Below are 23,380 nucleotides of genomic sequence, written 5' to 3' on the forward strand. Positions count from 1 at the left end.
TATGTGCGGTAGGTGCGTGGGTCGGAACATGATGTGTGGCTCTGGCGGCGGATGATTTCCGTCACGGTCCTTTCGCTTTCATTGGTCCATGGCCAGGGAAACCCGGTGGTGGATGAGGTGGAGGGGCTGATCCTGAAAGGGGAGTATGCCGCGGCGGTGCAGAGGACTTCCGAAAACTACGGCGACCGGCAGAACCGGCTGCGGCTGGGGACGCTGGAAATGCGGGCGCTGCTGGAAATGGGCCGGAACGACGACGCCCTGATGCGGGCGCGGGGGCTGTATCGCCGGGCGGCGGGGGATCCGCAGCTTTGCTGGGAGATCGTCCGCGCGCTCAACGCGATGGGGGAGCGGGACGGCGCGCGGGAGGTGGTGCAGCGCACGCTGGAGGAGAACCCACCGGCGGATGCCGCCAGCCGCATCGCCTACGGACGGCTCATGTTGCTGGACGGGCGCGACCCAAAGGAGGTGCTGCAGAAGTGGTTCCAGCCGGCGAAGCAGGCGGATCCGCAGAACCGGCTGCCGTACCTGGCGATCGGGCGGCTGGCGCTGGCCAACCACGACCGGGAACTGGCGGCGGAGAATTTCCGTGAGGGGCTGAAACGCCATCCCGGGGACGCGGATCTGCTGCTCGGCATGGCAGAGGCGGGCGCGGAACTGCCGCGGGATCAGCGGGACCCGGAGAACGGCGTGGCCGGCTATGACGATCTGGCGCTGAAGGCGAACCCCGCGCTGGTCGCCGCCCTCCTGTTCAAGGGAAAGAACCTCAGCGATGGCAAGAAATTCCCGGAAGCGGAGAAGGTGCTGGAGAAAGTCTTCGCCGTGAACCCGCAGCATGCGGAGGCGTGGGCGGCCATGGCGGGGATCGCCTTCGTGCAGGACCGCGCGGAGGAGGCCGCGCAGAGGATGCTGCGTGCGCAGGCCGACTGGTCGGAAAATCCCCGGGTGCCGGAGATCATCGGTGCCTGCCTGGCCCGGCACTACCGGTTCGAGGAAGGCATCCGGTTTCTGGAAGAGGCGCGGGCGAAAGACCCCGGCTCCACCTCCATTGCCTTCGAGCTGGGATCGAACCTGCTGCGCTTCGGCCGCATCGACGAGGGCTGGGATCTCATCGGGGAGGTCCACCGCTCGGACCCGTATCATGTGGCCGCCTTCAATCTCATCACCCTGCGCGACCGTCTGAAGGGCTTCCCCATCCTGGAGCGGGATGGCGTGCAGGTGCGGCTGTCGCCGGAGGATGCCGCCGTCTTCGGTCAGCGGGCGCTGGACCTGGCGGTGCGGGCGAAAACGACGCTGTGCGAAAAATTCGGCGTCACCCTTTCCCAGCCGGTCATGGTGGAGATGCTGCCGCGGCAGGAGGACTTCGCCATCCGCACCTTCGGCCTGCCGGGCGGGGAGGCGTTCCTGGGCGTGTGCTTCGGCCCGCTCATCACCATGACCAGCCCGCGCGGGCGGCTGGGGCGGAATAACTGGGAGGCCATCCTGTGGCATGAGATGGCGCACACCATCACCCTGGAGGCCACCCGCCACCGCATCCCGCGCTGGCTCACGGAGGGCATCAGCGTGCATGAGGAACGGCTGGAGAACCCCGGCTGGGGGATGTGGATGAACACGGAATACCGCGACCACATCCTCTCCGGGGATCCCCCGAAGATCGCGGACCTGGACGCCGCCTTCGGCGGAAAGGACATCATGCACGCCTACTTCCAGAGCTCCCTGGTGGTGGAGTATCTCTACCGGGAATACGGCATGGAGAAAATGCGCGCCGTGCTGGCGGCCATCTCCACCGGCAGGACGGTGGCGGACGCCTTTGCCGAACATATGGACCCGCTGGACAAGATCGAGGCATCCTTCCTGCCCCGGCTCATCGGTCAGGCGAAGGAGTATGGCGGCAAGATGGACTGGTCGCCGCTGACGGATGACGAGTTCCGCGTCTACCGGCAGGACCCGGAGGGATGGATGGCCACGAATCCGTACCGCTACGCGGCCTGGATGTTGCTGGCGACGAAGCTCTCCGGCGATGGGAAGTGGGAGGAAGCGCGGAAACAACTGGAGATGATCATTTCCGTCGAGCCGGAGAACCATGAGGGGACCAATCCTTATGCCATGCTGGCCACGGCCTGCCGGAACCTGGGGGATGTGGAGGGGGAGACCGCTGCCCTGCGGAAGCTGCTGGAATTGGACGCGAACGCCGCGGAGGCAGCCTCCCGTCTGGTGGAGCTGGCCGGCCCCGTGGGTCCGGAGGAACGCCTGGAACGCGCGCACTCCCTGCTGGCGATCAATCCTTTCAGCGAGGGTGCCTACCGCCTGATTTCCGCTACCTCTCCCGGCGGGCAATCCAGGAAAGCGCTCGCCTCGCTCATCGCGCTGGAACCGCTGGACGTCGGACGGCTGCACTATGACTTGGCGGCGGATCTGTTGGAAACCGATCCGGAGGCGGCGCGCCGCCATGTTTTGAAAGCGCTGGAGGACAACCCCCGTTTCCGTAGTGCGCTGGAACTTCTCGTCTCGATTCCCTGAACGGCCATGACCTCCCGCATCCTCCTTATTTCCGTGGCCCTGGCTTTCCCGGCACCCGCCCAGCCCGGCATGACGCCGGAGGACCGCCGCGGGGTGGAGAAGTGGACGAACGACCCGCGCTTCCCGGAGGATACCTTCCGCTTCGTCCGGCTGCGCCCGGAGTACCATCCCATGTGGGCGACGGACTACCCGGACAGCGACCTGAACTTTTCCTTCCGGCTCCAGCAGATGACCTCCATCAAGGTGAACCCGGACCCGCTCATCGTGGACACCATGGACCCCACGCTGAAGGAGCACCCGTTCCTCTACCTGGTGGAGCCCGGGCACATGCAGTTCACCCCGCGGGAGGCACAGGCGCTGCGGGAGCACCTGCTCAACGGCGGCTTCATGATGCTGGATGACTTCTGGGGGGAGGAGGAGATGGCGAACGTGGAGGAGCAGATCCGGATGATCTTCCCGGACCGCCCCATCAGGGAACTGGAGCTGGACCACCCGGTGTTCAACATCGTCTTCCCCATCAAGGAAAAGCCCCAGGTCCCCTCCATCGGCTACGCCATGTCCGGGGAGATGTATGAGAAAGGCGGCAGGGATGTGCGCTACCGCGGCGTGTTCGATGACAAGGGCCGGATGATGGTCATGATCTGCGGCAACACGGACCTCGGCGACGGCTGGGAGCGGGAGGGGGAGAACCATTTTTACTTCAAAGAGTTCAGCGAGAAGAAAGCCTACCCCATGGGCATCAACATCGTCGTGTACTCCATGACCCACTGAAACGAATCATGAGCGAGCCACACCACCCGGATACCGAAGAGAACATCGTCCGCCGCATCGCGGAGGGGAGGGAGAGGATCAGGCGCGAGCTGGCGAAAGTCATCCGCGGCCAGGACGATGTCATCGAGCAACTGCTCATCGCCCTGCTGTCCGGTGGCCACGCGCTCATCACCGGCGCGCCGGGTCTGGCGAAGACGCTGCTCATCCAGTCCACCGCGCGGCTGTTCCATCTTTCCTTCCACCGCATCCAGTTTACGCCGGACCTCATGCCGGCGGACATCACCGGCACGGAGATCCTGGCGGAGTCTCCGGACGGCGGGCGGCGGCTGGAGTTCGTGAAAGGCCCGCTGTTCGCCAACCTCATCCTGGCGGATGAAATCAACCGCACGCCGCCGAAGACGCAGGCCGCGCTGCTGGAGGCCATGCAGGAACACCAGGTGACCGCCGCGGGCGTGCGCTACTCCCTGGCGGAGCCGTTCTTCGTGCTGGCGACCAAGAACCCCGTGGAGATGGAGGGCACCTATCCGCTGCCGGAGGCGCAGCTCGACCGCTTCATGTTTGACATCCGCATCGACTACCTCAGCGAGGATGACGAGGTGGCGGTCGTCACGCAGACCACGTCCACCCGCCCGGAGCCGATCGAGGCGCTGTTCACCGGAGAGGATCTGCTGGCGTTCCAGGAGGTGGTGCGGCGCACGCCCATCGCGGAGGAGACGGCGCGCTACGCGGTGCGGCTGGTGGGCGCGTCCCGCCCGAACCGCCAGGGCACGCCGGACTTCGTGAACGAGTGGGTGAACTGGGGCGCGGGCCTGCGCGCCGCCCAGTGCCTGGTGCTGGGGGCAAAGGCGCGCACGCTGCTGGCCGGGCGCTCCCATGTCACGCCGGATGACATCCGCGCGCTGGCCCATGCCGTGCTGCGCCACCGGGTGCTGGTGAACTTCCGCGCGGAGGCGGAGGGCATCACGCCGGACGTCATCGTGGACCGCCTGCTGAAACACGTGCCCTCACCCTGATCCATGGCCGCCACCCCCAGACCGTCCGTTTTCGCGGATCCCGCCGCGCTCATGCGTGTGCGTGACCTGGAACTGCGGGCGCGTGCGGTGGTGGAGGGATTCTGGAAAGGGCTGCACCGCAGCGCGCGGCACGGCTATTCCACGGAGTTCGCGGAATACCGTTCCTACGTGCCGGGGGATGACATCCGCTACCTGGACTGGAAGGTGCTCGCCCGCCGCGACCGTTATTTCATCCGCAAGTACAGGGAGGAGACGAACCTGCGCTCCCACGTGCTGCTGGACCTCAGCCGGTCCATGAACTATGGATCCAGTAGCTATACGAAGCTGGACTACGCCCGCACCTTGGCGGCGACGCTGGCCGTCTTTCTCCACCAGCAGGGGGATGAAACCGGGCTGGTCACCTTTGACGAGGGCGTGCGGGACTACCTTCCGCCCCGCCACCGTTCCGGCCACCTGCACGCCATCCTGGCCGCGCTGGGCCGGGAGGCGCTGGGAAAGGTGGCCGCGCTGAAGGCCCCCATCGCCACCATCCTCGGCCGTGGCCGCGCGCGCGGCGTCATCCTCCTGATCTCCGACTTCCTCACGCCGCTGGAGGACCTGAGGACGCCCCTCTCCGCGTTGGCCGCCTGCGGCCATGACATCACCCTTTTCCAGACGCTGGACCCCACGGAGATCCACTTCACCTTCGGCGAGTCCGCGGACTTCGAGGACATGGAATCCGGGCGTTCCCAGATGACGGACCCCGCCTCCATCCGCGACGGATACCTGAAAAAGTTCAACGCCCACCAGGACGGCCTTAAACAACTCTGCTCCACCCTGGGCATCATCCACCATCTGCTGCCCATCGACCAGCCGCTGGAAACCGCCCTCCACGCCTACCTCTCCGACCGCCAGGGCCTCGGCCCGCAGGTCCAACGCACGCGGGGGAACTAGAAATATTGTACAATTTTCAAACCGCGAATGAACGCAAATGAACACGAATGGGTGAGGGAAAATGAACCACTGATTTCACTGATTTACTGATTGTTGAAGAAGGTGGCCCTCTCATCCCATCAATCAGTAAATCAGTGCAATCAGTGGTAATAAAACCGAACCACCTGAAATAGATCACATCAAAGATGGCCTTTCTCGCACCATGGTTCCTGGCTGGTCTGGCGGCGCTCGCGCTGCCGGTCCTGCTGCACCTGCGGAAGAACAGGCCGAAGAAGAAGGTCGTCTTCTCATCCCTCATGTTCCTGGATGCCACGCCGCCGGTCACGCGGCGCAGCTCGAAGCTCCAGGACATCCTTTTGCTCCTGCTGCGCTGCCTCGGCCTCGCCCTGCTGGTCATCGCCTTCTCCCGGCCATTCTTCCGGCAGAAGGAAAAGGCGGCTGCATCCGGCGGGGACACGGTGATGAATTTCCTGCTCATCGACACCAGCGCGAGCATGCGCGGCCAGCCGTTGGACGGTGCGCTGGCGCAGGCGGAGAAGTTGATCGACTCACTGCCGGAGGATGACTGGATCGCGGTGGCGGCCTATGCGGAGAAGCTGCAGCCGTTGCTCGCCCCCGCCGCGTCGAAGGACGTCGTGCGCGGTGACCGGAAGTCCCACGCCCGCGCCATGGTGGATGGCATCAAGCCCGGCTGGCACGCGGCGAAGCCGGAGGCGGCCTGGACCGCCGCCGTGGCGATGGCAGGGGAGGTGGCGGAGGGAGTGCCGGTTCGCATCCATGTCTTCAGCGATTTCAAGAAAGGCGGCGCGCACGAAGGCCTGCGCGGCGGCGATTGGCCGGAGGGTGTGTCATTTGTCCTCCACCGCATCGAACAGCCGGAAGGTTGGACGAATGCCGGCGTGCAGGCACTGGCGGGCGGTGACCACCCCCGCGCCCGCATCACGAACGCGGAAGGCTCCGCGAAGTCCGACTTCCTCCTCGACTGGGGCCAGGGTTCCGCCCCGCAGCCGGTTTCTGTTCCGCCCGGTGAATCCGCCGTGATGGACGCCCCGGAAGGCGTGGCGGGACAGGGTGTCGTGAAGCTTTCCGGAGATGGTCCCGCCTTCGACAACGAAAGCGCGTGGGCACCGCCAGTCCGGCCCACGGCACGCATCCGTTACATCGGCGCGGACGCCGCCACGGATTCCGCGGGCAGCTTGTTCTTCCTCACCCGGGCGATGCAGCCGACCGCCACGTATAACGTGGAGATCGGTGACACCGCCACGCCGGACCTCACCGTGGCGTCCGGTCCCCTCGGCGACGCGCAGATTGCCTCCATCCGCACCGTGCTGGAGGCGGGCGGGAATGTCCTGCTCACCCTGGCGGATGCGGCGGGATCCAGCTCGCTCGGCCGACTGATCGATGGCGGTGTCTCCGGGGCGGATGAGGCGGCGGTGGGGAACTTCGCGCTGCTGGGTGAGATCGACTTCGGCTCCAGCGTCTTCGAGCCGTTCGCGGATCCACGCTATTCGGACTTCAGCGGCATCCGTTTCTGGAAACACCGGGTGCTGCCGGAGTCATGGATCGCAAAGGGGGCGGTGCTCGCCCGCTTCGATTCCGGCGAGCCCGCGTGGCTGCGCTATGAGATCGGGAAAGGCGCGCTGCATGTCCTCACCACCACCTGGCGTCCGGTGGACAGCCAGCTCGCCCTGTCCACGAAGTTCCCGCCACTGCTGCACGCGTTGCTTTCCCAGTCACCCGCGTTGGCGGTCCGCGCCGCGCGATACACCGTCAGCCAGCCGGTACCGTTGCCGGAGGGCGTCGCGGAGGTGGTGCTTCCCGATGGTACGAAGGTTCCCGTAGAAGCGGGCAAGGCGTTCATCCCCACCGTCCCGGGTCTCCACGTGGCGGCGATCACCGGTCGCCGTTCTTCTTCTTCTTTCGAAACCTTTGCCGTCCAGATCGATCCCGCCGAGACGGAACTCACGCCCATGTCCGATGCGGATCTCAAGTCGCTGGGCCTGCCGCTGGATGCGACCGCAGCCTCCGCCGGTGCATCCACCGCAGGAACCGGGGTTTCCGATGCCGAGCAGGAAAGCCGCCAGCGCGTCGGTTGGTGGCTGCTCATCGCCGCCGCTGCGGCGTTCCTCATCGAGACCCTTCTCGCCGCACGCCGGTCATCCGGCCAAACCCCAACCCCGGTGAGCGCATGAAGATTTCAAAACAAGGTAGGGCGTGGCGGCCCGCCGCGCCGAAGCTGAAAGGCGGCATGGCTCATGGTATCCATCGCGGAAGCGGGGCTGAAGGCAGGGACGCCATTCCATGGCGTCCGATGGGGGAGATGTACCATCGCCTTCCGATATCGATTTTCCTTCGACGCCATCTTTCGCCCGCTGACATCCCGGGATGCTGTGCCGCGTCCACCACCGGACCGCATGGAATGCGGTCCCTGCCTCCACTGCCATGATCGAAAAACTCCAGGACATCCTCGACGAGATCACGGACCGCCGCCGCCGCCAGCGGCTGCACCTCGGGCTGTCCGTGGTCTGGTGCGTTTCGCTGGTCATCGCCATGCTGCTGTGGAAGGCGGATGTGCCGCCGCGGAGTTGGTTGGGCATCCTTTCCCTCGCCGCGCTTTGCGCCTCCGGCGGCGTATGGCTGTGGAGCCGCCGGATCATGGTGGACCCGCGCCGGATCGCGAAGGACATCGAGGCGCAGAACCCCGCTCTCCGCACCGCCTTGTTGGCCGCGCTCGACCAGAAGATCGAAGGCGAGCCGACCTATCTCCAGCAGCGCGTCATCCTGGAGGCGCTCGTTTCCGCGAACCGGGACGGCTGGCTGGAACGGCTGCCGGAGGGACGCCTGCGCGTGCTGCAGGTCATGCAGATCGCCGGGCTGGCCCTGCTGCTGCTGGCGATGCTGACCCTTTTCCGCTCCCACTTGCCGAAGGCAATCACCACCGTTGATCCGCAGGAAACGGCGGCCACCACCGTGGTGGAGGAAATGGAATTTTCCGTCGAACCGGGCGACATCCGGATCGAGCGCGGCGCACCGCTCACCGTCCAGGCGCGTTTCCTGAAGGGCCTGCCGGAAAGCGTGACGCTGGAGATCACGCCGGAGTCCGGTGAGGTCGTGAAGCTGCCGATGAACCGCCCGTTCACGGATCCGGTGTTCCATGCCCGCATCCCCGCCGTTGACGCGCCATCGACCTATCGGGTGACTGCGGGCGGAAAGGAGAGCGCGGTTTTCAAGGTCAGCCTCTACGACGTCCCCGCGCTGGAGAAAGTGGACGCCGTGGTCCACTCCCCGCCGCACCTGGATCTGCCGCCGGAGGAACTTGGCGACGTGCGGAAGATCAACGGCGTGGAGGGTGGAAAGCTCCAGCTCTCACTGGTGGCGAACCTTCCTGGCTTGGCCGTCTCGCTTTTCGCGAAGGACAAGCCGGCGGTCACGCTGGCCGCCACGGAGGGAAATCCCGCGGTCTATGCCGTGGAGATCCCGCTGCGGGAAAGCGTGCGCTATGAGATGATCCTCACGGATGCCGATGGCCGGAGGAACGGGCGGAAGGACATGCTCGACATCCGCGTGACGCGCAACAAGGCCCCGGTGGTGAAGGTCGTCCTGCCGCGGAAGAACGACAAGGCCACCGCCATCCAGGAAGTGCGGCTGGAGGCCCGCATCCAGGATGATTCGGAGATCTCCGCGCACGGCCTGCGCTACACGCTCGACGGAAAGGAATGGCATGAGGTCCCCGGGCCGAAGGTGCCGGGTGAGAAGGAGCCGCTCGTTTCCCATGTGGTCGATCTGGAGGCCATCGGAGCGAAGCCGAAGGACATCCTCATGTGGAACGCATGGGCGGAGGACATCGGTCCGGATGGAAAGGTCCGCCATGTGAGCGGGGACATCCACATGGTGCGGGTGCGGGATTTCGATGAGGAGTTCTACCAGCAGGCCGCGCCTCCGGGTGCGCCACCCGGGCAAAGCCCCGCAACGGACCTGGTGAAGATCCAGACGCAGATCCTCAATGGGACGTGGGCCGTGCGGCGGGACCACACGGAGATCACCGTCAGCGCGCCGGAGCGGTCGGAACTGGATACCCTGGTGAAGTCGCAGGAGAAGGCGGTGGAAATGTCGCGCGAGGTTGAGAAGGAGCTGAAGGAACCGGAACTGCGGGAGGCCGTGGCCAACGCCCGGCTCGCCATGCTGGATGCCATCACGGAGCTGAAGGAAGCCTACGACAAGACCAGTGCGGAGCCTCTGGGTGACGCCATCATGCATGAGCAGGCCGCCCTGCGGCACCTGCACCAGCTCGCCAGCTCGAAGACCATCCTCATGACCGGCGCGCAGGGGCAGGGGGAGTCTGATTCCGATGACAAGCCGAAGGAAGACCTCGACCTGAAGAAGATGGAGAATCCCTATCAGGCCGAGAAATCCGCGAAGCCGGAATCCGGCGAGGAGGCCCGCGAGGCGATGGAGGTGCTGCAGCGGCTGGCCGATCTGGCGAAACGCCAGCGCGATCTCAACGAGGAGATCAAGGAACTGCAGATGGCGCTGAAGGAAGCGGACACCCCGGAGGAAAAGGCCGAGCTTGAGCGGCGGTTGAAGCAGCTCCGTGACCAGCAGCGCGAACTGGCGGAGGACATGAACCGCCTCCAGGAAAAGACGGAGGAGTCCGCGGACAAGACCGCCGCTGAGCAGAACAAAAAGGCGCTGGATGAGGCCCGAGAAAAGGCATCCCAGACGGAGGCGGATCTCAGCGAGGGCAAGCTGGGCGACGCGCTCGCCGCTGGACGCCGGACCCAGGACTCTCTGGAAAAGGCGGAGCAGGACATGCGCGAGTCCGGCGCGGCGAAGTTGGGCGAGCAACTGCGCGAATTGCGGCAGGAAGCCCGCGAACTCGACAAGGCGCAGAAGGAACTTTCCGCGAAGGCTTCACCGGAAGGTGCGGCAGGAAGTGAGGGGAGCGAGGCGAAACCCTCCGATGGCCCGCCCCGTCTCGGCGGCCTGCAGGCGGATGCGGCGGACCCCGTCCAGCGCCAGCGCGACGGACTGGACAAGCTGATGGAAGGCATGCGCGATGCGGCGGAAAACGCGGAGGCATCCCAGCCGCTGGTGGCGAATGATCTAGCGGAGGCCCTGCGCCATGCGGACCAGGCGGGCGTGGACAAGGCGCTGGAGGAAATGCAGCAGTCCGGCGGCGTGGATGGCAGTTCCGCGCAACAGGCGGCAAAGGCCGCGGAAGAGGGGATTTCAAAACTGACCACGGAGGTGGAGAAGGCGGCGGAACGCATCCTCGGCAACGAAGCGAAGGCCCTGCGCTATGCCCGCGAGGAACTCGAAAAGCTTTCCAATGAAATGGCGCAGGGCAAGCCACCCGGTGAAGGCCAGGATGCAAAGGAAGGTGAAGGAAAGGCTCCCGGTGAAGGCCAGGAAGGAAAGGAACAAGCCGGTAAAGGCAATGAGGGTGAGGGCGAAGGCAAGGAACCCGGCAAGGGTGAAGGCAAGGAGATGGCCGGAAACGAGGGCAAGGGCGGGGAGGGCAAGGAAGGTCAACAACCCGGTGAAGGGAAGGGCGAAGGCCAGCAGGGAGAGGGAGATCAGAAAGCCCAGGCCGGGAAGGGCGGTGAAGGAGAGGGCCAGGGCCAGCAGCCCGGCGAGATGGCCGGAGAAGACGGCGAAGGAAAAGGTGAAGGCAAAGGCCAAGGTCAGGGACAGCCCGGTGAGGGAGAGGCCACCGCGCAGGCGGATGCCCCGGACGGTGAAGGAGGCGGCGACGGTGGTGGCAACAACCGCCGTGAGAACAACCGCAGCGCCACCCGGGATGGCTTTGGCGCCAGCGGCGGTGTCATCACTTCCGAAAGCTTCCGCGAATGGAGCGACCGCCTGCATGACATCGGCGCGGTGATCGAGGATCCGCAGGCGCGTTCTGCGGTCGCCCGCGCGGTGAAGACCAGCCGCGACCTGCGCCGCGACTTCAAGCGCCACAGCAAGGAACCCGGCGAGGCGGAGGTGCGCGCCGGTGTCGTGGAGCCGCTGACGGAGGCGGTCCGTGCGCTGGACGCGCGGCTGCGGGAATTGAACAAGGAGAACCCGCTGGCCCCTATCGGGCGGGACCCGGTGCCTGACCGGTATTCGGAGGTGGTGAGGCGTTATTTCGAGGAACTCGGCAAATGAAGATCGTCTGGGCGGAAAACGGGTGGCTCGTCCCGGGATTGGTGGTGCTGGCGGTGGTCGCGGTGGTGCTGGCCGCGGGCTACGCGCGCCGCCGTGATGTGCCGCCGGGTGTCCGCTGGGCCGCCGCGCTGCTGAAGCTGCTCGGCTTCGCCTTCATCCTGGTCTTCATCCTGCGGCCGGAGGTCATCCGGTCGTCCGGCCGCCCCGGTGCCAACCACTGGGTCATCCTTTCCGACAATAGCGCCAGCATGACCATCAAGGACCGTGCGGACGGAAAGTCCCACGCGGAACGGCTGGGGGAGGCCATGGGGCCTGCCGACGGCGGCTGGAGGAAGGATCTGGCGGAACATTTCACCGTCGATCATTTCACGTTCGACTCCCGTCTGCGGAAGCAGCCGGCGGATTCCGCGATGGATTTCAAGGGCACCGCGTCCTCCCTGTCCGGTGCGCTCGACGCGCTGCGCGGCAGGTATGAGGGCCGTCCTCTGGCCGGGGTGCTGGTCCTCACGGACGGCAGTCCCACGGATGAACTGTGGCGGCGATCACCGGTCGCCGTTTCTTCAACATCATCCGCGTCACCGGTCGCCGTCCCTTCCTCATCATCCGCCGAAATTCTCCCCGGCTCACCTCCCGTCTTCCCGCTGGTCCTCCATCGCGGGGACTCCGTGGTGGACCTTTCCATCCCGTCCGCCACGGCGCAGGTCACCCTCTTCGAGGACGCCCCCGTCATGGTGGATGCCACGGTTTCCGCGCGCGGGGTGAAGGGGAAAACCATCATCGCCACCCTGCGGGAGTCCGGCACGGACACCGTGCTGGGGGAACAGCGGCGCGTCATTTCCGGAGATGACGAAACATGGCTGGTCCGCTTCCAGGCAAAGCCGAAGGAGTCCGGCGTCTCCTTCACGGAGGTGGATGTCCGCATGGAGGATCCGGGTGGTCCCGCAGAGGCCACGCTGGAGAACAACAAACGAGGCGTCGCCGCCAACCGCGACGCCGGACCCTACCGCGTGCTCTACGTCGGCGGCCGGCCCAACTATGAGCACAAGTTCCTCCAGCGCGCGCTGGAAGGGGACTCCGAGGTGCGGATGACCAGCCTGCTGCGCATCGCCAAACGCGAGCCGAAGTTCGACTTCCGCGGCCGCCAGGGGGAAAACACGAACCCGCTCTACCGTGGTTTCGAATCCCACGATGATGTGGAGCGTTTCGATGAAGCCGTCTTCATCCGCCTGAACACCACCAGCCCGGACGAACTCAGCTCCGGCTTCCCGCGCACCCCGGAGGAGATCTTCCCGTTCGAGGCCATCATCATCGACGACGCGGAGGCGGCGATGTTCGACCATGAACAGCAGCGGTTGTTGCAGCGCTTCGTTTCCGAAAGGGGCGGCGGCCTCATCGTGCTCGGCGGCATGGAGTCGCTGGATGCCGGTGGGTATAAAGGCACGCCCATCGGTGAGATGCTGCCCGTTTATCTCGATTCGGAGACGCCGGGCGGGGAACCGCTGGCCGGGAAATACGAACTCACCCGTGAGGGGAAGCTGGAGCCGTGGGCGCGGCTGAAGGACAACGAGGGAGATGAGGACGCCCGCATCGCCGCGATGCCGGATTTCCGCAACGTCCACAAGCTGCCCGCCATCCGTCCCGGCTCGACGGAAGTGGCGCGGCTCGCCTTGCCGGACGGCGGCCACGCGCCCGCGCTGATCACCCGCCGTTTCGGTCGTGGCCGCACCGCCGTGCTGGCGCTCACGGATTTCTGGCGCTGGGGTATGACGCGGCCGGAGGCGCACGCGGAGATGGAAAAGGCGTGGCGGCAGAAGCTGCGCTGGTTGCTGGCGGATGTGCCGCGCCGCCTTACCGTGAAAGCTGAGGGGGACGGCATCGCCGTGGAGCTGTTCGGCACCGACTTCCGCCCGGACGAATCCGCCTCCGTTTCACTGAAGGTGAAGCGTCCGGACGGCACCTGGACGAACATCGCCGCACGCCCGCATCCGGAGCAGCCTGGCGTCATGCAGGCAACCTTCCATTCAGCGGATCCGGGGAACCATCTGGTGGAGGCCGCCACCCGCGCCACGGAAAAGCAACCCGCCCTCACCGCCCGCAGCGGCTGGGTGGTCAATTCCCTGCAAGATGAATACAGGTCCCTGCGCCCGGACATGGAGGCCATGAACCGCCTCGCCTCCGCCACCGGCGGCCGCGTCCTGTCCGTGGCGGATCTCTCCGGATTCGTGGACAGTATCAGGAACCTGCCCGTGCCCGTCACCGAGACGCGCCGGGAACCGCTGTGGCACTCCCCCGCATGGCTCGCGCTCGCACTGGCCTGCTTCGTCGGTGAGTGGGGACTGAGGAGATGGAAACGACTTCCGTGATGAAAAGGAATCAACCGCAGATGAACGCAGATGAACATAGATGGAAGAGGATATTTTTAATCCTGTTCTTTGATCTGCGTGTATTTGGCTCGGGTCTGGGAAAGCTGCTCGCCCATCTCCGCTTCGCTCCGATTGCGTTCATCTGCGGTTGGCTTCTTCTCCCTTCCGTTCGAGCCGCCGAGGAAAAGCGCGACATGCTCATCGTCGTCAGCGAGCCGGGTGAGCAGCGCTATGAAGCGGAGTTCCGTAAGCAGGGGGAGGTGTGGAAACAGACGGCGGAGAAAGGGAACTTCGCCGCCACCGTCGTCGGCATGGACCCGGCGGGGGAGGGCGGGGACCGCGCCGCGCTGGAGAAGGCGCTCTCCGCGCTGCCGAAGGACGGCGGGGACCTCTGGTTGGTCTGGATCGGCCATGGCAGCTATGACGGCCGGACCGCGAACTTCAACCTGCGGGGCCGCGATGTTTCCTCCGCGGAGCTGAGGGAACTGCTCGCCCCGTTCACCCGCCGCCTGGTCATCCTCAACCTCTTTTCCGCCAGCTCCCCGTTCCTGAAGGAACTGTCCGGCGATAACCGTGTCATCATCGGCTCCACCCGCAGTGATGGGGAGCGGAATTACACCCGCTTCGGCGGGGCCATGGCGGAGGCTCTCACCGCTGCGGATGCGGATCTGGACCGTGACGGAGCCGTGTCGCTCATCGAGGCCACCCTGACCGCCTCATCGAAGGTGCGCGCCTTCTATGAGGACGCGCAGCGGGTGATGCAGGAGCACGCCGTCATCGATGACAACGGCGACGGCATGGGGACCCCTGCGGAAACCTTCAAGGGCCTGCGGGCGGGTAGGAAACCCGCCGACGGAAAGCCCGCCGATGGCTTGGTCGCGCGGGAGATCCATTTCCTGAAACCCACCGTCGATCCCCTGGATCCCGCTGCCCGCGAAAAGCGCGCCGCGCTGGAAGCGGAGATCGAGGCACTCCGCGAAAAGAAGAAGACCATGCAGGAGGATGACTACTACCGGCAGCTCGAGGTGCTGATGAGGAAGATGGCGGAGCTATACCAGTAAGGAAAACGCCCACGCTTGCCCGAACCCGCCTCCGGTGATTTGCTTGCGGAAATGAGAGCGCGTTTGACGAAGGATTTCCGTTTTGAGGCGGCCCACACCCTGCCCAGCCTGCCGGAGGGGCACAAGTGCCGGCAGATGCACGGCCACAGCTTCAAGGTGGAGATCTCCGTCGAGGGGGTGGTGGACGAGGCCATCGGCTGGATCTACGACCACAAGGTCATCTCGGAGGCGATGAAGCCGCTGCTCGAACAGCTCGACCACGGCTACCTCAATGACATCCCCGGGCTGGAAAGCCCCACCATCGAGCGCATGGCGGCGTGGTTCTGGCGGCACCTCGCGCCCCAGCTTCCGGGCTTGGCGGAGATCGTCATTTTCGAGACACCCACCGCGCGCTGCTCTTTCAAGGGCGAGTTCTGAGGTGGGGGCGGGCGTTGAAAACCGGACTTCCTTGCTTGGGAAACGATGCTAGATTTCCGTGCATGAAATTGATCCGATTCGGGGACGCTGGGAGGGAGGAGCCGGGGGTGTTGCTCGCGGATGGCCGGAAGATCGATGCCAGCGGCGAGTTCAACGACTACGACGAGGGCTTCTTCGCTTCCGGTGGACTGGAGTCCCTGGCGGAGTGGGTGGAGGGCGGTTGTCCGGGCGGTGTCGAGATCGACCCGCTGGCCCGTCTCGGTCCGCCGGTGAACCGCCCGTCGAAGATCGTCTGCGTCGGCAGGAACTACATCGAGCACGTGAAGGAACTGGACGGGGACATCCCCACGGAGCCGACGCTTTTCATGAAGGCGACCACCGCCTGGAGCGGACCTTCCGACGATGTCATCATCCCCCGTGGCTCGACCAAGCTGGACTACGAGGTGGAGCTGGCGATCGTGATCGGCCAGTTGGCCAGCTATGTGGAAGAGGTGGACGCGCTGTCCCACGTGGCCGGTTACTCGACGTTCTGTGACTTCTCCGAACGCGCCTTCCAGAAGGAAATGGGCGGCCAGTGGGTGAAGGGGAAAAGCTGCGACAGCTTCGCGCCCATGGGGCCGTGGCTGGTGACGGCGGATGAGGTGGCGGACCCGCAGAAGCTCCGCCTGTGGACCACCGTGAATGGCGAGCTGCGCCAGAACGGCTACACCGGCGACATGATTTTCTCCGTCCGGCAGATCGTCAGCTACATCAGCCGTTTCATGACCCTGCTGCCCGGGGACGTCATCATCACCGGCACGCCCAGCGGCGTGGCCATGGGCATGACACCGCCGAAGTACCTACAGTGCGGGGACTTCGTGGAATGCGGCGTGGAGGGCCTGGGGCAGACCGGGCACCGCGTGGTGGCTCTGCCATGATCCTGCCGTGAAGCGGAAACTCGTCATCTCCATGCGGCCGTGGCCGAAGCCGAAGGGCGGGCCGCACCGGGTCGTATGCCATTTCTGCGATACCCTGCACGAGTCCGTGCCGGTGCCGGAGGGCACTGCGGCGCGCTGCGTGAGGTGTGACGCCCTGCTCTACCAGAACCGCTGCGCCTCGCTGGTGCGGGCCACTTCCTTTTCCCTTACCGCGCTGGTGCTGATGATCATCGTCCATACCTTCCCGTTCATGAGCATGGATGCGGGGGGCATGCGGACCACGCTGACGCCCATGGGTGCGGCCTCCGCGCTGATCAATGATGGCAGCCCCATCGTCGGCTGCGCCGTGGCGTTGTTCACCATGCTCACCCCGCTGGTCATGTCCGGCGGGCTGATCTATGTCTGCGGCCCCCTGCTGTGGGGGAAGGCCGCTCCGGGTGCCATGCGCGTCGCCCGCTGGCTCACGCTCACCGAGCCATGGAACATGATCGAGGTGTTCCTGCTTGGTGTCCTGGTCAGCCTCATGAAGCTGGGGAAAATGGCGGACCTCCACTTCGGCGTTGGCTTCTGGGCCTTCGCCTGCCTGATGGTGGCGATGGCCGCCGCCGTCGCGGGGATCGACCGCGAGGAACTTTGGGACCGCCTGGAGGTGGCGCGGGAATGAGCCATCCGCCCCGTGGAGGCCCGCTGGGGCTGGCAGGCTGCCATGCCTGCGGAAAGGTGTCGCCGGAGAGCCTCGGCAGATGCCCCCGCTGCGGCACCCACCTGCACATCCGGAAGCCGAACAGCATCCAGCGCACCGTCGCCCTGCTCATCGCCGCGACCGTGCTCTACATCCCGGCCATGGTCCTGCCCATCATGACGGTGCTGGAGTTCGGTGGCACCGCGAACAAGACCATCATCGTCGGCATGATGGAGTTCTGGCAGAGCGGCGCGTATCCCATCGCCATCGTCATTTTCACCGCCTCCATCCTCATCCCGTTGCTGAAGATCGTCGCGCTGGTCTGGCTGTGCGCGGCGGCTACGGGCAAGGTCGATCCCTCACCGAAGATCCTGGGGAAGGTCTATTGGCTGACGGAACTGCTCGGCCGCTGGTCGATGGTGGATATCTTCGTCGTGGCGATTCTGGTGGCCATGGTCCAGCTCGGCGCCTATATGCGGGTGCTTCCCGGGCCGGGAGCCGTGGCCTTCGGCGGGGTGGTCGTCCTGACGATGTTCGCCGCCATGAACTTCGATCCACGTTTGCTTTGGGACCGGCTTGAGAGTATGGAACCCCCTCCCGAGAAAGAAGAATCACCGTGAGCGATACCGAAACACCTCCCGCAGCAACCCCGCAGTTCAAAGCCGCGCAACGGTGGAACGTCGTGTGGGTGGTGCCCATCCTCGCCCTCCTCATCGGCGGCTGGCTGGTCTATCGCAGCATCACCTCGAAGGGGCCGGAGATCCGCATTTCCTTTGAGACCGCCGACGGCATCGTCTCCGGAAAGACGGAGGTCCGCTGCCGTTCCGTCCGGGTGGGCTACGTCACGGATGTGGAACTTTCCAAGGATCTGAAATCCGTCTCCATCGCCGTGCGGATGGACCCGGAGGCATCCCACCTCCTCCAGCAGGGCACCAACTTCTGGGTGGTGAGGCCCCGTGTCTCCGCCACGGACATTTCCGGCCTGGGCACCCTGCTGACCGGTGCCTACATCGAACTGGATCCCGGCCCGAGGGGTGGGGATGACAAGGTCAGGGACTTCGTCGGCAAGGAACGCCCCCCCGCCACCAGCCTGAGCGTCCCCGGACGGCGGCTGAAGCTGAAGGCGGAGGAGGCCGGATCTCTGGTGCAGGGATCCCCCATCTACTACCGTGGATTCGAGGTCGGACGCATCGAGAGCCGCGAGCTCGCGAAGGATGGCAAGAGCCTGGAATACGATGCCTTCATCCGCCAGGACTGGGGATGGCTCATCACGCAGAACACCCGTTTCTGGAACACCAGCGGCATCGACGTCACGGCGGATGCGGACGGGGTCAAGCTGCGCACGCCTTCCTTCCAGGCGATGGTTTCCGGCGGCGTGGAGTTCGGCGTGCCGGAGGGTATCGAGAACGGTGAGCCTGTCGCCGACGGTTCCACCTTCGACCTGTTCAAAAGTTATGACGCGGCGGTGAACTCCACCTTCGCCCCCGTCGTGCAGTTCCTGCTGCTGTTCGACCAGTCCGTGCGCGGGCTGGCGAAAGGCGCGCCCGTGGAGTTCCGCGGCATCCAGATCGGTAGGGTCGCGGGCATTTCCCTGGATTATAACCCCGTGCGGGAGGACCGCCGCATTCCCGTGCTGATCGAGATCGATCCCGCGCTGCTCCGCGCGGAGACCCGGGAAAGGCTGAAGGATCCCGAGTTCCAGTTCATGGCTAATGCCGTCGGCCGCGGCATGCGTGCCTCCCTGAAGACGGGAAGCCTCCTCACCGGCGCGAAGTTCGTCGATCTGGACTACCACACGGACCCCGCCTACGCGGAAATCTCGATGACCGGCGAGTACAAGACCCTGCCGACGGTTTCCTCCGGTTTCGACCAGTTGGAAGTGAAGGTCAACGCCTTCCTCGACAAGGTCGCCGCCTTGCCGCTGGACGAGACCATCGCGAAGATCAACGCGCTGGCGGACGAGTCCACGAAGACGGCGGCGGATGCCAGCGCCACGCTCAAGGAGATCGAGACCACCGCGGCATCGCTCCGCAAGACGCTGGACGATCCTGCGTTCAGGGAGCTGCCGGCGGATCTGAAACAGACGCTCGCTTCCTTGGAAAAATCGATCTCCAGCGTCGGCCCGGATGGAGCGATCCAAGGGGATCTGTTGCGCACGCTGGATGAACTGCGTGCCACCCTGCGCTCCCTGACGTCCACCTCCACCACCATCGGTGAAAAGCCCAGCTCGCTGCTGTGGGGCAAAGATTCCTCCGGGAACCCGAAGCCAAAGGCACCTCGCGGAAGGTGATTTCGCGTAGCGAAGGTCGTGAGACCTTCGGCGGGGGTGGATGGAGTGAGCGTCATTTGCCGGGCTGGGACCGCGGAATTCATTCCGCCCCGGAGAATCCAGCCATCATGCGAAGCCAAGCGGAATGAATTCCGCGGTCCCAGTGGTCCAATCCTTGGTCCGCTACCCTTCGCGTCCGCTTTTCAACACCATCACACCAGCTCCGCGGCGATGGGATCGACCAGCGCCCGTCCGCGGTGGACCAGCACCAGACGTCCGCCGCTCACCGCCGCCAGCCCCTCGTCCGTGAGGAATTCCGCGTGGCGTTTCCCGTCGTCATCCAGCAGATCCAGCGGGATGCCTTCCTTCGTCCGCAGGCCCAGCGCGATCCGCTCCAGCCGCGTGGCCTCCGCGTCCAGTGCCTCGGACTCATGGATGGCGTGGCCCAGTGACTCCACCTGGCGGATGTAGCCGTTGGTGTCCGGCAGGTTCCGGTGTCTTTGGCCGGAAATCGTGGAAACGGAGGATGGTCCCAGCCCCAGATAGTCCTCGCCCATCCAGTAGCCGCGGTTGTGGGAGGAGTGGTGGCCGGGCTTCGCGTAGTTGGAGGTTTCGTAGTGGTCGAACCCGGCGTCGGTGAGCAGAGCGTCCGCCAGATGGAAATACTCCGCGTCCTGGTCCTCGTCCTCCTTCATGTCCCCGCGCCGCAGGGAGTCGAAGAAGGCGGTGTCCTCCTCATAGGTCAGGTTGTAGGCGGAGATGTGGTCCGGCTCCAGGGAGATGGCATGCCGCAGCGTCTGTCCCCAGTCGTCCTTCGATTGTCCCGGGATGGAGAACATCAGGTCGATGTTCACCGACGGCATGCCCGCCGCGCGCAGGATGCCCACCGCTTCGCTCGCCTGTTCCACGGAATGCTCCCGTCCCAGGATCTCCAGCACATGGGGGGTGAATGACTGGATGCCCAGCGACACGCGGGTGACGCCCAGCTCGCGGAAAAGCACGGCTTTCTTCAGGTCAAAGGTGGCTGGATTCGCCTCCAGCGTCACCTCGTCCAGCGTGGAGAAATCAAGGTGCTCGTGGAGCGCGGAGAACATCCTCCGCAGGTGGGAGGGGGAGAGCATGCTGGGCGTCCCGCCACCCAGGTAGATGGTGCGTGGTTTTTCCTGCAGCCCGCGCAGCCGGTGGCGTGCCTCCGCCGCCAGCGCGTCCACGAACGCGCCGATGGGCGTGTCCCCCGGCGTGTGCTTGTAGAACGAGCAGTAGGGACAGACCCGGTGGCAGAACGGAATGTGTGCGTAGAGGAGCAGGGCGGGACTACGGTCTGGAGGTTATTCGGAAGCGGACGCTGGGAGCGCTGGTCTTCAGACCGGCCTCTTCTTTCCATCAACTCTCAACTTTCAACCATCAACTTTCCGAAACCCGCGCCACATACTTCTCCGCCGCCTGGCGGATGAGCGGGGCGACGTCCGTCTCCGGGCGGGCGAAGGGCGGGACGAACCATGGGAAGGAGCCGATGAGATCCGTGACCACGGCCACCTCACCGTCGCAGTTGCCGTCACCGCAGCCGATCCCGATGGTGGGCACGGAAATGGAGTCGGTCAGCAGTTTCGCCGTTTTCGGCACCACGGATTCCAGGACGATCGCGGAAACGCCGGCGTCCACGATGGCTTGCGCGCCGCGCAGCAGTTCCTCCGCCTGTTCCGGGGTCTTGCCCTTCTTGCGGTAGCCGCCTTCCTCCACCACGCGCTGGGGCAGCATGCCCAGGTGGCCGATGACGGGGATGCCCGCGTCCACGATCGCGCGGATGATCGCGGCCTGGTGGACGCCGCCTTCCAGCTTCACCGCGTCCGCGCCCTCTGCGGCCAGGCGTTGCGCGTTCTCCACCGCCTGTTCCGGCGTGTCGTAGGAATGGATGGGCAGGTCCGCCAGCAGCAGGGCCTTCGGTTTCGCACGGGCCACGGCGGCGGTGTGGTGGAGCATGTGCTCCATCGTCACGTGGGTGGTGTCAGGAAAGCCCAGCACCACCATGCCGAGGGAGTCCCCCACCAGCAGCAGGTCCACGCCCGCTTCATCCAGCAGGCGTGCGGTCGGATAGTCGTAAGCCGTGAGGGCCGAAATGGGGCGGCCGTTTTTCCGGAGGCGGAGGGTGGCGGATTTGCTGATGTCGGTCACAGGAGGCGGTGACGGAATCTTATGGGCGGACAAACGAAGAGCCACCCGAAATTTTCGGGAAATCCCGAACGGGGGGCTCCTGGGGGCTGTGGATGCCGGACGATGCTCAGTGGCGCCGGCGGAAGCCCAGCAGCAGGATGCCCAAGGCACCAAGCATCGCAGCCGCCGGTTCCGGTACGGCGGCGAAGTTGTAGGTCACCGTCACCTCACCTTTCTTGTCGGTGACCATGATGAAATCGTTGTTCCCACCGTAGGCGCGCATTTCGAATCCGCTGCCCTGGAAGTCGTGGAGAGTGACGGTGGAACCCATGAAGAGGGCCAGGGATGAGGAATCGGTGAAGGTGACGGATTGTTCCACATCCAGGATCGTCCCATAAGCGTAGGTAAAGCCGGAGGTGCCACCGAAGTCACGGATGCCGTCAAACGAGTTGGGGGATGTGATTTCATGCACCTCCTGGAGGAAGGTCGATGAGGCGATGAAATTGGAGCTGTTCCCCCATACGGATGCATCCAGCTCGAAGGTGCCGGGTGCGAAAGGTGAGATGCTGCCGGGATCCAGCCCCAGCGCGAGAAGCCCGATGCCATGGCCTGCTTCCAGGTTGAACACGTATCCCGTGGGAGTGTGATTGGTATTTCCCAGGTTCTCGAACGCGACGCTGTTGAGCACTTGTCCATGATAGGAGACGGTGACGGATTCCAGTGTCCCCCATGCCGGATCGAAGCCCGGAAGGGTGAATGTTTCCGAGTGATTGGTGTAACCCGTGCTCGTGGGACCATATGAGTCCGTATGGCTGATGCTGGTCTGGGCGACGCTCATTGCTGGCAACGATGACAGCACGGCACAAATGGCCGCAATACGGCCTATGGTGTGTTTCATGGGGGGAGGGGGGATGATTGGCGGTTGGTTCGGGTGAACGAACCGACAACAGGGCGGAATGTTTTAAAAATGCGTAATAATGTCAAATGAATTGCGCATTATTCTTGTATGATTTTCCGGATATTTACATGTCCGCCATCGGGAACAAAGCGGCGTGACCGGCGGAACCAGCGCCACCCCTGGACGACGGCGGAGGCTCTCAGGTGCCCCGGTTCTTCAGGGGATCGTGATCCGCAGCACGGAGGCCCCGTTGGTTGCGGTGAGTGGAGGTGCTCCCTGTGGCAGAAGGAAGAAGCTGCCTTTCGGAAAGGAGCGGCCTGAAGTGGATTCCACGCTGCCTTCCACGACGGAAAGGATTACGAAGCGGGAGGGATCCGCATGGCCGATGGTGGAACCCGCAGCGGCGGAGACGAGGTCGGTTCTGAAAAACGGGCAGGAAGCGAGGACTCCGCCATCCGGAGTATCCATCGTTGGCTCGAAGTCACCGAAGTCGATGCTGGCGAGCGATTGCTCCACATGGAGGTCGCGCGGCTTGCCATCCAGGCCCAGGCGGTTCCAGTCGAACACCCGGTAGGTGGTGTCGGAGTTCTGCTGGATCTCATGGATCAGGAAACCCGCGCCAATGGCGTGCAGACGGCCGGAGGGGATGAAAATGGAGTCGCCCGGGGAGGGGGACACGGAGTGGACCAAGTCCGCCACCGTGCCATCCGCCACGGCTCGCTCGAAGTCGGTGCGGGTGACGCCGCTTTTCAATCCCACGTAAAGCTTCGCTCCCGGAGTGCGGTCCGCGATGTACCACATCTCCGTCTTCGGCTCTCCACCGAGCTGCTCCGCGAGGTGCAGCGGTGGATGGACCTGGATGGAAAGATCGTCCCGCGCGTCGAGGATCTTGATGAGGATGGGGAAACGTTCGGAATCCGGGAGAGCTGTGCCGAACAGTTCTTCGCGGTGGTTGGTCCACAGCTCATGAAGTGTCCGTCCATCGAATTTCCCGCCGTCCACGACGGATTGCTCCCCCGGACGATCAACGATTTCCCAGGACTCGCCGTAGGGTTGGTCCGCGTCGGGCAGGGTGCGGCCATAGACGCGTTCCAGTTCCCTGCCACCCCAGACGCGCTTCATGTAAAGGGGGGCAAAACGGATGGGTTCCATGCGGCTGGATGGGCGGAGTTTCGTGGATGCCGGAAAATTGCGGGATCCGGCGGTTGACCGGAGGCGTTGTTGGGGCGAATGTC

General features: G+C 65.0%; 17 protein-coding genes. 13 read left to right on the forward strand and 4 right to left on the reverse strand.

Annotated elements, in window-relative coordinates; genetic code table 11:
• Positions 1-51: 51 nt before the first annotated feature.
• The 13 genes from KF712_00910 (at position 52) to pqiB (ending at position 19,117) form a co-directional block, all read left to right on the forward strand.
• On the forward strand, positions 52-2,517 hold the full coding sequence (locus tag KF712_00910) for a tetratricopeptide repeat protein (GenBank protein ID MBX3739520.1): 2,466 nt from the start codon (positions 52-54) through the stop codon (positions 2,515-2,517).
• Positions 2,518-2,523: 6 nt separating this feature from the next.
• Entirely contained in the window at positions 2,524-3,288 is a 765-nt protein-coding gene (locus tag KF712_00915) for a DUF4159 domain-containing protein (GenBank protein MBX3739521.1), read from the forward strand.
• Positions 3,289-3,296: 8 nt separating this feature from the next.
• Complete coding sequence (locus KF712_00920; GenBank protein ID MBX3739522.1) at positions 3,297-4,301, forward strand: MoxR family ATPase; 1,005 nt, start codon at positions 3,297-3,299, stop codon at positions 4,299-4,301.
• 3 nt (positions 4,302-4,304) lie between these two features.
• Entirely contained in the window at positions 4,305-5,234 is a 930-nt protein-coding gene (locus KF712_00925) for a DUF58 domain-containing protein (protein ID MBX3739523.1), read from the forward strand.
• Between the two features lie 185 nt (positions 5,235-5,419).
• Entirely contained in the window at positions 5,420-7,426 is a 2,007-nt protein-coding gene (locus KF712_00930; GenBank protein ID MBX3739524.1) for a BatA domain-containing protein, read from the forward strand.
• 250 nt (positions 7,427-7,676) lie between these two features.
• Positions 7,677-11,387: a hypothetical protein gene (locus KF712_00935; protein MBX3739525.1), complete on the forward strand. Its 3,711-nt coding sequence runs from the start codon at positions 7,677-7,679 to the stop codon at positions 11,385-11,387.
• Positions 11,384-13,750 carry a hypothetical protein gene (locus KF712_00940; protein ID MBX3739526.1) on the forward strand — a complete coding sequence of 789 codons (2,367 nt, stop codon included), beginning with the start codon at positions 11,384-11,386 and terminating at the stop codon, positions 13,748-13,750. The genes KF712_00935 and KF712_00940 overlap by 4 nt, the downstream gene beginning before the upstream one ends.
• Positions 13,751-13,944: 194 nt before the next feature.
• Complete coding sequence (locus KF712_00945) at positions 13,945-14,811, forward strand: hypothetical protein (protein ID MBX3739527.1); 867 nt, start codon at positions 13,945-13,947, stop codon at positions 14,809-14,811.
• 51 nt (positions 14,812-14,862) lie between these two features.
• A complete protein-coding gene (gene queD, locus KF712_00950) occupies positions 14,863-15,228 on the forward strand; it encodes a 6-carboxytetrahydropterin synthase QueD (protein MBX3739528.1) in 366 nt (121 codons plus the stop codon).
• A 62-nt stretch (positions 15,229-15,290) separates the two neighbouring features.
• On the forward strand, positions 15,291-16,145 hold the full coding sequence (locus tag KF712_00955) for a fumarylacetoacetate hydrolase family protein (GenBank protein ID MBX3739529.1): 855 nt from the start codon (positions 15,291-15,293) through the stop codon (positions 16,143-16,145).
• Between the two features lie 7 nt (positions 16,146-16,152).
• On the forward strand, positions 16,153-16,809 hold the full coding sequence (locus KF712_00960) for a paraquat-inducible protein A (protein MBX3739530.1): 657 nt from the start codon (positions 16,153-16,155) through the stop codon (positions 16,807-16,809).
• A complete protein-coding gene (locus KF712_00965) occupies positions 16,806-17,447 on the forward strand; it encodes a paraquat-inducible protein A (protein MBX3739531.1) in 642 nt (213 codons plus the stop codon). The genes KF712_00960 and KF712_00965 overlap by 4 nt, the downstream gene beginning before the upstream one ends.
• A complete protein-coding gene (pqiB, locus tag KF712_00970; protein ID MBX3739532.1) occupies positions 17,444-19,117 on the forward strand; it encodes an intermembrane transport protein PqiB in 1,674 nt (557 codons plus the stop codon). The genes KF712_00965 and pqiB overlap by 4 nt, the downstream gene beginning before the upstream one ends.
• A gap of 191 nt (positions 19,118-19,308) precedes the next feature.
• Here pqiB and hemW read toward each other — a convergent pair whose 3' ends face one another.
• The 4 genes from hemW to KF712_00990 all read right to left on the reverse strand — a co-directional run bounded on the left by hemW (position 19,309) and on the right by KF712_00990 (position 23,297).
• Entirely contained in the window at positions 19,309-20,403 is a 1,095-nt protein-coding gene (hemW, locus tag KF712_00975; protein ID MBX3739533.1) for a radical SAM family heme chaperone HemW, read from the reverse strand.
• Positions 20,404-20,500: 97 nt separating this feature from the next.
• On the reverse strand, positions 20,501-21,268 hold the full coding sequence (gene panB, locus KF712_00980) for a 3-methyl-2-oxobutanoate hydroxymethyltransferase (protein ID MBX3739534.1): 768 nt from the start codon (positions 21,266-21,268) through the stop codon (positions 20,501-20,503).
• Between the two features lie 106 nt (positions 21,269-21,374).
• The gene (locus tag KF712_00985; GenBank protein ID MBX3739535.1) at positions 21,375-22,145 is read right to left on the reverse strand and encodes a choice-of-anchor E domain-containing protein; all 771 of its coding nucleotides are present in this window, start codon (positions 22,143-22,145) and stop codon (positions 21,375-21,377) included.
• 216 nt (positions 22,146-22,361) lie between these two features.
• Positions 22,362-23,297, reverse strand: coding sequence for a class I mannose-6-phosphate isomerase (locus KF712_00990; protein MBX3739536.1), 936 nt, complete (start codon positions 23,295-23,297; stop codon positions 22,362-22,364).
• Positions 23,298-23,380: the final 83 nt, after the last annotated feature.

It is taken from the genome of Akkermansiaceae bacterium, assembly GCA_019634595.1.
GTDB lineage: Bacteria > Verrucomicrobiota > Verrucomicrobiia > Verrucomicrobiales > Akkermansiaceae > Luteolibacter.